This is a genomic window from Bradyrhizobium sp. Leo114 (assembly GCF_055229415.2).
The window spans coordinates 29,735-40,867 of record NZ_JBUYEN020000057.1; the positions used below are offsets into that span (position 1 = coordinate 29,735).

Sequence of the window (11,133 nt, forward strand, 5' to 3'; positions counted from 1 at the left end):
AGGGCTATAGCGTAAACGTAGTTCTCATCATCGCCCCGGTGCGGTGCGCCATTTCGGCCCCAGCAGTGAATTCAAACCGCGCTTTTGAACGGCCGCATACCGTTATAGTCGGTGTGTCCGTTCTCCTTGACGGTCGAGGGTGAGTTCTTCCAGTTAAGCATTTGGTAGGGTGCGCCGCGGAGGCGGCCACGAGTGCGGGCTAGGCCAGAGGAGCCTTGATTACTCTGCGTGTTTATGCCGACTGCCGAACGATCCGGAATGGGTACATGCGTTCCAATTACATAACGAAGATCGGCGCCTTGTGCCGGTAGCGCGGCGTGTTCGAGGTTCCTATTTCGGGTCCGGGATAACTTGGGCGATTTCCTTCATGCGTTGGAGACACGTGCTCGCAAGCGGCCGCCACTCATCGGCGATAGCGAGTTCATCGAGCTGCTGTCGCAGGAATTCTTCTAATATCCCGGATAGCCTGCCGGAGATTCCGGCCTTCAGGTGAGCCACGTAGTGGAGATTATCGCGCAGCAAATCAGGGAAAAGGGAATCGACGACGACGATATCGAGGACATCGCGTATTTTGAGCATGCTCCCTCGGTAGTTCAGCTTCTTGAGCGCGATTTCGACTGGATGTTCTACTTTTATCGTGTGCGAGGTGCCCGGCCTGACTTCGATGGTTTTGGATTCGACAGGAAGCTCGGTCACCGACCCGGCGACGATGAAGTCGATTTCACCCTCTGAATAGATGAGCTTGAGATAGTGAGCTGCTTCGTCGTAGACCTCGCATGCCCAGACTTCTTCGCCTCCGAGGCGCGGCGACATTAAAGCGATGTATTGCGGATCGTCGATGAAGGCGTCGATGTCCTTGCTGAGGCGGTGTCCGCTGTGGATCTTGGTTGTGTGCAAACGGGACGCGGCCGTGGTCGACAATCGTTGCAGGCCACGCGTTCCAACGTCCGATAGCCGGCCAAGGTGGATAGAGGGACGCGTTATCGCGCTTTTGGACGCACTTTCCGGCCTTCAGGCGGCGCGGATGGCTGCAATCAGGCGCGGTTTGCCGACGATGTTCATCACCCGTGTGAGGTTATAAGCGAGAACATGCAGCGCCATCTCGGCGGCGACATTCCTTAGGCGCTTCATCAGGAAGTGCGTCGCACCCATACGGGCTTTGATCGTGCCGAAGGGATGCTCAACCGTCTCGCGCCGCGTCCGCATGGCGTCGGGATTGGAATCGAGCCGTCTCTGGACCTCCTCGACCACATGCTCATGCTCCCAGCGCGTGATGCGGCGCTCCTTGGACGGCGTGCATTGGCTCTTGATCGCGCAGCCTTGGCACGCCGCCGTCGACCAGTAACGGCGCAGCGTCATTCCATGCTCGATGTTGGTGTAGTGATAGGGCAGCAGCTGGCCGGATGGGCAGCGGTAGACGTCCTCATCAGGCAGGTAGGCGAAGTCCTGTTTGCCGAACCGGCCCTCCGCCTTGGCGTTCGACGTCATGGGCTTGGGCAAGGTGACTGCAACGCCAGCCTCTTCGCAGGCTAATATCTCCTCTCCGTCGAAATAGCCACGGTCGGCGACCGCCTCGAGCTTGTCCACTTCGAGCACTTCTTTGGCTTGCTTCGACATCCGAGCAAGCTGCCCACGGTCGTTGCCGACGTTTATGACCTCGTGCGTAACAATCAGATGGTGTTCGGTGTCCACCGCGACCTGGACATTGTAGCCGACGACACCCGATCCGCGTCCGCTGGTGGCCATCGAACGGGCATCCGGATCGGTGAGCGATATCTGTTGATCCGGCGTGTTGCGCATCTGCGCATCAAGCACTTCCAGGCGGCTCATCTCCTGCTGCAGCCGAGCGATCTTTTCCTTGATTCTCGTCGTCTTGATGCTGATCGCTTCCGATGGCTCCTGCCGATCGGCACTATCGAGTTGACGCAGATATCGACCGACGCTTTCCTCGATCTGCGCCATCCGCCTCGCCATCTTGGCATGCGTGAAGTTGCGGTCGCGGTTGTTCACCGCCTTGAACTTGCTGCCGTCGATTGCGACGCTTGGGGTCTGCAACAGGCCCATTTGCCGGCACAGGGCAACGAACTTCGCACAAACCTTCCGGATCGCCGCGCCATTGTCCTTCCGGAAATCGGCGATCGTCTTGTGATCGGGAACCAGGCGGCCGATCAGCCACATCACCTCGATATTGCGGCACGCCTCACGTTCCAGGCGGCGACTGGATTGCACCCGATTGAGATAACCGTAGATGTAAAGCTTCAGAAGGACTGCCGGATGATAGGAGGGCCGGCCCGTCTCCTTCGCGATCACGCGCTCAAACCCCATTCCATGCAGGTCGAGCGCCTCGACGAACGCATCGATCACATGGACCGCGTTGTCCTCGCTTACCCAATCCTCCAGGCATTCCGGCAACAGCGTCAGCTGGGATCTGTCCGCGCCTTCAACGAAGCGTCCCATCCGTATCCCCCAATCAGGAAACGGAGCAATCGTAGCCGACTCGTGGCTTTTCACACAGCCAGGATCATCAACCGCCCCCCAGCACCCAATCGGGAACGGGCTTTCCGTTCGCTCGAAGGCGGTCTAGGCCTACAATTGTTCTATCGAGCAGAAGCTGCCAGTGGGACAAGCTCGCTCTCCAAATCAGGGTTGTGCTCGCCCGTCTTAGTCTTCACGACCACGTACGCTTCGGCGAGCTCGGACTTGGAGATACCGTGTAGTGCGGCAAAGCCGAAAACCAATCGCGGCGATACGTCGGTAAAGAACGCTGCAACGTGGACTGGCCATTCGCTGATCTCGGCCCGCGCAATGCATTGGTGAAGGATTGCCGCGCTGATATCCCGCTTGAAAGGTGCGTTGACGGTAGCCAACACAAGCTTATCCACGGCCGAACTACCTTCAGCCGAGCCAATATAGTGTCCCCTGTCCGCCACGAAATCCATCTGACTAATATAGGATTTTTCTCAACTTAGTCGACCTTTGGTCGACCAGTAGGTTAAAGTTTCCCGACTGACCCAAGCCGCGTAAATAGCTGATTGTTCCACCAATTTGGCACAGCCGGCTCGATCCCCCCACCCCGACCAACGGAAGCCGAGCTGTGCTGGACGCAGGTCCACTGGGCATCACGGCGGCAAAGCTTGGCATTTGCCGCCCGCCCCCGAAACGTCCGCCTCCGGGACCCGGGTCTCCCGCCGGTGCGCCGCCCGCAAGGACGCCATGTAACGAGCACATAACCCGTCCGCTCGGCTCTTCGGGACCCGATCCAAGCGAGTTTACCTTCTCTTGTCTCATCCCCAGCGCAAATGATGATCCGGGGTCATCACAAAGCTCGGACGTCTCACCTTCGGACGTCGGAGCCTTAGCCGGCCACAAAGCGTCTGACGGGCATTCCCTCTGCCGTGGTCGGGAATGGGCCGCTGGGGGCTCTGCGACGCAGGCTTCGGCGCAGGGAAAAGCAGCAGCTCCAGGTCTTCGTCGGTCATTCCGGCCGGCAACGGCCAGTTCAGCCCGGCAGCCCCGGCTCGGCGCAGATAGCTGTGCACGGCGCCGTTGCTGATGCCCAGGGTGCGCGCAATGGCTCGCTCCGGCAAGCCTTGAACATGTTTTAAGCGGAGAACCTCTTTGATCCGGCGCATCGACAATCTCTGGGTGGGCATCGGCCTTCCTCGTTCACTGACGAGGCAGTTCCTAAGCCGGTTGAGTTGTCGGCCGAAGCGGGCTGCGCTGCTGAAAACTTGCTCACGATCCCGCGAAATCCGTGCTCACGATCCCGCGAAACATGCAATCTCGTCGCCATCATCGACTGGGCGAGCCGTGCGGTTCTGGCGTGGCGGTTGTCGAACACGATGGACGTCTCGTTCTGCGTGGCGGCGCTGGAAGAGGCGCTGGCGAAGTACGGCACGCCGGAGATTTTCAACACCGACCAGGGCAGTCAGTTCACCAGTGCGGCCTTCACCGGCGCGTTGGCGGGTGCAGGGATCAAGATCTCCATGGATGGCCGCGGTCGTTGGATGGACAACGTCTTCATCGAGCGGCTGTGGCGGTCGCTCAAGCATGAGGACATCTATCTCAGAGGCTATGCCGACGGCCGCAAGGCCAAGGCAGGGGTCGCAAGCTGGATCGCCTTCTACAACGATCGTCGCCTTCATCAGGCGCACGGCTATCGCACCCCGATGGCGGTCTGGCGCGAACGGATGCAGGCCGCGAAGGCTGTGGACATGACGGATGCAGGCCGCGAAGGCTGTGGACATGGTGGACAACGCTGCCGCGTTGAACCACATGCCCATCTGTGGACGCCCCGGTGGATGACAAGAAGAACCGTTCGATTAGGTGTTGCGCGTAGTCGGGTGCTGACATCTGTCCGGCCTTTATTGCGACCGTCATATGTCGCGGGCCCGTATGGGAGTTCGCGGATCAGGTCCAAATCACAGCGGCGTACTTGGAAGCACCTGGGCATGTACTGGTTTTCCCGACCCCGTCCCATCGACTGTTGCGCCGTACCTTCCGTTTGACCTTCCTACCTCCTCGACGACCTCTGGTCGGGCGGACTAAGCGATTAAGCTAAGCGATTAAGCCGCTGCGACCGGAGCTTTGTAGACCCCACCGTTGACCATCAAAGCCCAAACGGTGCGAGCCATCTTGTTGGCGAGAGCGACGGCGACAAGCATGGGCGGCTTACGAGCGAGCATGCACTCCAGCCATGTCCCTTGCGATGGACCGCGTCAGCGAGCCAGCTTCACCACCGCACTCGCCCCGATGATGAGGAGACGCCGCAGCGTTCGCTCACTACTACAGGTCTCCATCAATTCGGAGGAGGCTCATCCGACGCGCCAACTGACGCCGGCTGCCGCTCAGCGGAAGGTCAAGTCAGATTATGACGGCGGCGCTTCTGCAGTGAGATAATCCGGTTGAGCAGCGCGCGCTGGCGCGCCACCGCCTCGTCTTCGTCCGACTCCAACACAGGTCCTGTCTGATGAGCCTTTGCGCCCGCGAATGCACGGTCCCCCGCCTCGTGCTCGCACCGTTTCCTTATTGCCCCCTCATCGGCGGCGCCAGGTTGCGCTTCCTCTTCCGACGTTGAGGTTTCTACCTCATGTCCGATCCGACGATTATCCGGATCCTTGTCGACAACATCGAGATAGTTCTCGCCGTGGGCGAGATTGATGGAATCGGTAGCGAACGTGTCTGCTTGATTAACGGCAAAACACCCGCGGTCGCTTGTGCAGACGATCTCTTCTCTCTCCTGCACGCACTGCAACGGCTTAGCGGATGCGGCAACTTGCTGAGTAATGGGCTTTGGCTCCGGCAGTCGGCCGGTCTGGCTCTCGAAGATGCGCCTTAGTATGCGGTCTGAGTAGTATTTCACTTTGGGCATTTGCAGGGGTGGCTGTCCCTTGATGAGGACGATCTCGCTGTTCTCATCGATCAGGCGGACCTGCTCCGGCCGCATCAGGTTGGCTCCCTGATCCGAGAGCTGGATGTTGGTGTCGAACATTCGGCTTAGCGTGAATGACTTCGACTTGGCGCGGAACGTGTAGTCGCCGACCGCCTTGGAAATGTAGATGGGCGTCTCGTCGTCGGCCGCGGCCATGAAGACCTGCACCCCGGTGTTGCTGAGGAACGTCTCCCTCCCCGCCTGATCATACAGGCCGGTTAGAGCCGAGAGGCTCTGTACGACGAACATGAACCGGCCCTGGTAGCCCGCGATTGTGGTGACGGCCGTCTCCACTGACTCCAGCTTGCCGAGATGCTTGAACTCGTCAAGCAGGAACAAGACCTCAAATATCTCATCTTTGGTCGGCATAGAGCGCTGCATGACCGCCACTACTTGCTGAAAGAAAAGGCGAACCAGTGGTGCGATGACCAAAAGGTCATTTGGGCTCACACAAAGATAAATTGTGGTCGGGTCGCGGCGGAGATCGTAGATCGAGAAGTCGCATCGCGTCGTCGCCGCTTTGATTAGCGGGTCCGCCCAGAGGTTAAGGCCAGCATCTCCAAGGACCGACGTGTAGGACGTGAGAATCTTGGTGTCATTTCCTGCCATGTTATCAAAGATGCGGCGCGCTTCTTGGTTCTGACACTCCTCCGCCAACTGGGCAAAGAGCTTGTACTTTTCTCCGGGCAAGGTGAACAGGTCATAGACGGCGCCAATCGTCGGCGTGCCACGCTCGATGCAAGCGAGCACACCGGCGGCGAACAGATCCCTTGCGCCATCGATAAAGCCTTCCGACCCTTTGCCCTTCGGCGTGAGCAAGTTGTAAGCAAGACGGCGCGCTTCGCTAAACTGCCGCTCCGACGGCATAGAGACGATGTCAAGAACTGGATTGTAGCTATGGGTGCGCCCTCCCGGGTCCATCGGGGCGAATTTAACGATCTGGTCGCCCCGGGCTTTTCGCGCGCGCGACGTCAGCTCGAACAGTTCGCCTTTAACGTCAAGCGCCAGAACCGAGCCGTTGAACGTCAGCAGCGTAGGAATAACAATCCCGACGCCTTTGCCGGCGCGGGTCGGCGCTACCACCAGGCTGTGCGGCTGCTCGCCATTGCTCAGATACTGACCCGGCCAGCCCGGACCCACCGTCTTGCCAAAGATTGGTCCGGAAATCCTGTGATAGGGTACGATATAGCGAGCTTTTTTCATCTCACCAAAGCGCGCCCAGCGGGCCGTGCCATGGTGCTGAGGCTTCAGCACTATCGCGGCTAGCATAAGCGACGCGACGACAGCCGTGAGGCCGATAATCGTCACTCCGCGGTAGAAGACCTGCGTCACATAGCCTCGGTAAAAGGGCGCCTCGTACCAAATTGCCAAGATGTCAAAGTTCTGGATCGCCTGGAGAGTAACGCCATCCTGGAAATTAGCATAGACGCTCGCCAGAAATACGCCGAGCGGCAGCGATAAAGCTGCACCGAATGAAAGCCTTTCAAGTTTCTGGCTGGACCCCAATGATCGTCTCATGTCCTGAGTCAACAATACGCATCGCTAGCCCCGGTCACAGTAGCAATGCTGCGCCGTGCCGTTTCACGTCACACGATTGGGCATTCGATTTTTTCAGCCATCGACATCGGGAGGGCCCACGCCGCTCTTGGCTTCGCACTCATCACCGACAAGGAAATCGGGCGCGGCATCTATGGCAGCGTCCCTCGCCCGCGCTTTATGCTGCATTGCTTCTGCAGCCCTCATTTGCTTGGCATTTTTCTCATGCTCTTGAAGGGCCCTTCAGGCGCGTCTTCAATTTTACTCCCAACACTGTTGTTGTAACGACCTTCGCATGGCTGCCCACCTATTTCGTTTCACGTTTGTACAACTTGCCAAGGGTATGTTTGGTTTCGGGTAATTGGAAGGTGCGTTCGTCGAACGTGGCCGACCTTTTGTTCCAAAGCCTTCGATGGGACGTAATGTTTCTGCCCAGCTCGTTTCCCTGCGGATCCAGCAGAGATGTAAGAGATGTATATGACTCTCCAGTTCGCTCAGCTTGATTGGTTTTTTTTAATGTCGACCATGAGTTGGCTCTTCTGCAAAGTTTTTCGATCTAAAGGGAACCATGGAAGGCTGTCGAACTCATGCACAGCGCCGCGTGGAACGGCGTTGCCGGTTGTCCTTTGACAACCGGCTTTCTCCACTTACACGCGCGGCTGCGTGCGCACAATTGTCAGGTTTACGAACTACGGGCATGGTCGCGTATTCTGTCGTTCCGATCGTCGTATCTGTCGCTTGGCGGCCGCTGCGGCCTGCTCGTATCGCTGGTGCCGCCCGACTCGCCGCCCTGACGCGACAGAAGCTGTTCCGTTACGCTATTTGGAAGATCCATCTTTTCACCCTTATTCTTCTCTTGGCCAGCCCTCTGCATAGTTTGAGCAAGTGACGTGAATGAGGGTTTCGTGTAACTTACGCCGCTCGCCTTTCCATCCTGGGCGTAGAATATCTTTTCTGGCGGGTACGTATCCATTATGGATTTGCCGTCCGGCAATTCAATTGAATGACCCTCAACAAGGGTCCCATCTACCTCCACGAGTACGCGATCATGGGATGCGTACTTATCAAGCATCTTATTCCAAAGCGCATTTGGTTTGAATGTGCCCCATTGCGGGTTGATGCCATGCTCTTTGCACACCTCCCGAAAGTATTCAGGATGCTTCTTTGATAGAAAGTCCGGTGTGACGAACGTATTGCCCTCCGGCATTCTGACTATAATCCGATGGTCCATTGCATCCATGGAGGGTGGTCCCTGGACGGCTTGCACCGCTACGTCGTCGGGTAGTAGGTCGACAACTTCCTTTATCGGGAAGTATGTCGTGTCGATCTTCACATAGGCACTGTGGGTATCCTGGTTATAGCCGCGGCTTTCGCCGACATAGTCGCGTAAGCGGTGCGTGGCCTGATTCTCTCCAAGCGTGCGCTCGATGAAGTCGATGGTTTGGTAGCCATGAAGTTTTGACTTCAGCCATATGGTGCCGCCGAGACTGGCTTCTAGTTTCCTAGCCGTACACTCATGATAACCATCGTCCGGAAGGCGCGAAAACCCTTTCATGACTCCGCTCTTCATTCGAAGCATGATGTCGGGAGCTTGCTCGCCGCTAGTGTGCGGATTTGTATGGGCGACCTCTCGTCGCCTGTACCCGGCTGGAGTCTTGTAACGTTGCTCTTCGCCATCGAGTTTAAAAGTCGGAACGATTTCGGGTTTTCCACCCTTAAGCACTATCTTTCCGTCATTATCTCTCTTTTTTGTTTCGCCGGCTGGGAACAGGTCGTTATCACGCTCCGCGGTCAGCCCAAGTGCTGTCGTGAGTTTCCTGAACTCCGAATTTTTGTATTCTATCGTGGTTTTTTGACCGTCGGCAGCCGTAATGGCATTCCAAAGTCCATTCTTCGTATAGTAGTTGCCTGCGTACTCGATGTAGATAAGCTCCTCGTCCATCTGCTTGGCGGTTTTGTTGCCGAGCTTGGGGAGAGCCTGAAAGTCCGCACCAGTAAAAAACGTGTATACGTTCTTCTCAAGAGGGTCTTCGAAACCGTTCGAATTTAACAGCACTATGCTGAGGCCGTGTTCTCTAAGCGTGGTGTCCTTGACCGCAATCAACAGGTCGTCGGTCGAGGGAAGTTTGGCGGCATCGGTGCGCCGGTTTACCCTGAGTTGAAGCGCTGCCAATCTTTTAGCGGTGACGTCGAGATTATCGCCGACCACAGAGGGGCTGCCCGTATTGACGACCTCGGAGCCGTCTGGATTATCGACGGACTCCACCATGTTTTCATCATCTGCAGCCACGTAGCGATCCTTCAGTAAACTTCGACTTTCAGCGGTGAATGCTCGTTTTCTGCTTTTCATCGCGGGCCTTAACAGCTTTTAGCAACGCCATAAGCCGGCGTTCACGAGAATTCATGAATAGCTTGGGATCGTCCATCGGTGCGTAGTCGTCCGCGTCGATATCCAAAAGCGTACTCAGTTCACGTGATGGCCGAACGCTGCTTACAGTTTGACCGCGCCCGGAGTGAGGTGATGGACGTTTTACGAGCGGCAAGTTGACTTTCCTTTCGATATCGAGCTCAGAAGTCGCCGCTTTGTTATAGACCTCTCAACTCCTGGAGCGTCAACGTTGAATCGAGCTGCATTTGTAATGTGTTCGTATCGGAAACGCTTCTCGTTTAGAGCTCACTCTGAAGTGAGCACCGCCGGCGCGTCGAAGCCTGCCAGAACCTCACATGAGAGCGATACGCCATGAACGAGCATAGCAACATTGTCCCATTGCGTCAGCCCGATGAGATCGACGATCCACTGGGCCGCTCCGTTTGCTAGACGGAGGGCATGATGACGACGAAGACACGACGCAAGATCGATGCGCCGTCGAAGTCGCCCGGGTAACGATTCGGGATGGCGCGGTGACCAGCGATGGCGATCGGATTCGCTTCACCTCGGCGATCCTGCCGTTGTGGGCACGGCGCACGAAGAGTTTGGACGCACTTTTGCCGGTGCTGTACCTGCGAGGCATTTCGACAGGCGACTTCCAGGAGGCGCTGGCGGCGCTCTTGGGCAAGGATGCGCCGAATCTTTCTCCGGCGGTGGTTTCCAGACTGACGACGGAGTGGCAGAGCGAGTACGAGCGTTGGCAGAAGCGCGATCTGTCGGCGCGCCGGTACGTATACGTGTGGGCGGACGGCGTCTTCCTGCAGGCTCGCATGGAAGACCACAGCGAATGCATGCTGGTGTGACGAATATTTTGCGATCTGGGGCTCGGCAGCTGCTTGCGCAGGCTGTCGAGATGGAAGCCGAGGCGTTTCTCGCCGCGATGAAGGGCTTGAAGCCTCCCGACGGCCGCGATCGCCTCGTGCGGCACGGCCATGGTCCAGTGCGGACGATCCAGACGGGGATCGGCGCCGTTTGAAGGCAAAGATCGCGCTGGAAGCTGTGCGGGAGCAAGCGACGGTGGCCGATCTGGCCCAGCGCTATGAGGTTGAGCTATGCGGGAAGGTGGGTGATGACGGCCTGAGATAGGCGGCGTATCGAGGCGGGTGAAGGCGTTGTCGAAGGCGATCCGCCGCACCTTCGGTTCGGCCGCTGCGATCCAGCGTCACCGACGGCGATTTCCGGGGCCATCTTCAGCCCACGGATTTTCGCCTCGACGAGCAGTTCGTGCCAGCTCTGCGCGCTCTCGCGCACGCCGACCTGGAAGCCGATGAGTTCCTCCTTGCCTTCCGGCGTCGCGCCGATCAGCAGGCGCGCTCGGCTTCTGGAAGGCGCTCGACGAGGTCTTTCCCGCCACGCGACATCAGCGGTGCTGGGTGCACAAAACCGCGAATATTTTGAACAAAGTCTCTGTGTCGGTACAGGCCAGCATGAAGAAGGATCTGCGCGAGGTCTATTTGGCGCCCAACCGAGCTTCGGCCGAAGTGGCGATCGACGTCTTTGCCGAGAAATACGGAGCGAAGTACGATAAGACGGTCGCGTGCCTGACGAAAGATCGCGACGCTGCTGGCCTTCTACGAATTCCCCGCCGAGCATTGGGACCACTTGCGGACGACGGATGAGATGGACAAGCGCTTTCTTCATGGCCGAGACGAAGATTGCAAAGGTCGCCGTAAGTCCATTCTTTTGTTCGGTCGCGCTGCGGGCCATTCTTCCGTCCCGGCCACCGATCTCGCAGCCG

8 protein-coding genes and 7 pseudogenes are annotated in these 11,133 nt (G+C 57.9%); 5 read left to right on the top strand and 10 right to left on the bottom strand.

Features of this window, described 5'->3' with window-relative positions:
• Positions 1-330: 330 nt before the first annotated feature.
• From ACZIRK_RS38760 to ACZIRK_RS38775, 4 genes and pseudogenes are all read right to left on the bottom strand, one after another.
• A complete protein-coding gene (locus ACZIRK_RS38760) occupies positions 331-921 on the bottom strand; it encodes a nucleotidyl transferase AbiEii/AbiGii toxin family protein (RefSeq protein WP_130228674.1) in 591 nt (196 codons plus the stop codon).
• Between the two features lie 90 nt (positions 922-1,011).
• Positions 1,012-2,457 carry an IS1182 family transposase gene (locus tag ACZIRK_RS38765; protein WP_474419290.1) on the bottom strand — a complete coding sequence of 482 codons (1,446 nt, stop codon included), beginning with the start codon at positions 2,455-2,457 and terminating at the stop codon, positions 1,012-1,014.
• Between the two features lie 140 nt (positions 2,458-2,597).
• Positions 2,598-2,882 carry a hypothetical protein gene (locus ACZIRK_RS38770; RefSeq protein WP_165421627.1) on the bottom strand — a complete coding sequence of 95 codons (285 nt, stop codon included), beginning with the start codon at positions 2,880-2,882 and terminating at the stop codon, positions 2,598-2,600.
• A 516-nt stretch (positions 2,883-3,398) separates the two neighbouring features.
• Positions 3,399-3,653, bottom strand: a pseudogene (locus ACZIRK_RS38775) (sigma factor-like helix-turn-helix DNA-binding protein); the annotation flags it as partial.
• A 111-nt stretch (positions 3,654-3,764) separates the two neighbouring features.
• On the opposite strand from ACZIRK_RS38775, the pseudogene ACZIRK_RS38780 reads away from it, so the two are divergent.
• Positions 3,765-4,181 (top strand): annotated as a pseudogene (locus ACZIRK_RS38780) (transposase); the annotation flags it as partial.
• 384 nt (positions 4,182-4,565) lie between these two features.
• Here ACZIRK_RS38780 and ACZIRK_RS38785 read toward each other — a convergent pair.
• Positions 4,566-4,793, bottom strand: a pseudogene (locus ACZIRK_RS38785) (IS110 family transposase); the annotation flags it as partial.
• Positions 4,794-4,858: 65 nt separating this feature from the next.
• Complete coding sequence (virD4, locus tag ACZIRK_RS38790) at positions 4,859-6,949, bottom strand: type IV secretion system ATPase VirD4 (protein ID WP_130231356.1); 2,091 nt, start codon at positions 6,947-6,949, stop codon at positions 4,859-4,861.
• Between the two features lie 45 nt (positions 6,950-6,994).
• Between virD4 and ACZIRK_RS38795 the strand changes: the two genes are divergently transcribed.
• Positions 6,995-7,252 (top strand): hypothetical protein, encoded by a 258-nt coding sequence (locus ACZIRK_RS38795; protein WP_207231181.1) that lies wholly within the window; start codon positions 6,995-6,997, stop codon positions 7,250-7,252.
• A gap of 22 nt (positions 7,253-7,274) precedes the next feature.
• Here the strand turns inward: ACZIRK_RS38795 and ACZIRK_RS38800 are convergent, their stop codons facing one another.
• From ACZIRK_RS38800 to ACZIRK_RS38810, 3 genes are all read right to left on the bottom strand, one after another.
• Positions 7,275-7,523, bottom strand: coding sequence for a hypothetical protein (locus ACZIRK_RS38800; protein WP_130231358.1), 249 nt, complete (start codon positions 7,521-7,523; stop codon positions 7,275-7,277).
• A 126-nt stretch (positions 7,524-7,649) separates the two neighbouring features.
• Positions 7,650-9,257: a VirE2 family protein gene (locus tag ACZIRK_RS38805; RefSeq protein ID WP_474419291.1), complete on the bottom strand. Its 1,608-nt coding sequence runs from the start codon at positions 9,255-9,257 to the stop codon at positions 7,650-7,652.
• Between the two features lie 28 nt (positions 9,258-9,285).
• Complete coding sequence (locus ACZIRK_RS38810; RefSeq protein ID WP_130231354.1) at positions 9,286-9,510, bottom strand: hypothetical protein; 225 nt, start codon at positions 9,508-9,510, stop codon at positions 9,286-9,288.
• Positions 9,511-9,754: 244 nt separating this feature from the next.
• On the opposite strand from ACZIRK_RS38810, the pseudogene ACZIRK_RS38815 reads away from it, so the two are divergent.
• Positions 9,755-10,195: pseudogene (locus ACZIRK_RS38815) on the top strand (transposase); the annotation flags it as partial.
• Positions 10,196-10,203: 8 nt separating this feature from the next.
• Positions 10,204-10,371: pseudogene (locus ACZIRK_RS38820) on the top strand (IS256 family transposase); the annotation flags it as partial.
• A gap of 185 nt (positions 10,372-10,556) precedes the next feature.
• Here the strand turns inward: ACZIRK_RS38820 and ACZIRK_RS38825 are convergent.
• Positions 10,557-10,703, bottom strand: a pseudogene (locus tag ACZIRK_RS38825) (transposase); the annotation flags it as partial.
• Between ACZIRK_RS38825 and ACZIRK_RS38830 the strand changes: the two are divergent.
• Positions 10,703-11,030, top strand: a pseudogene (locus tag ACZIRK_RS38830) (transposase); the annotation flags it as partial. The pseudogenes ACZIRK_RS38825 and ACZIRK_RS38830 sit on opposite strands and share 1 nt — an antisense overlap.
• Positions 11,031-11,133: the final 103 nt, after the last annotated feature.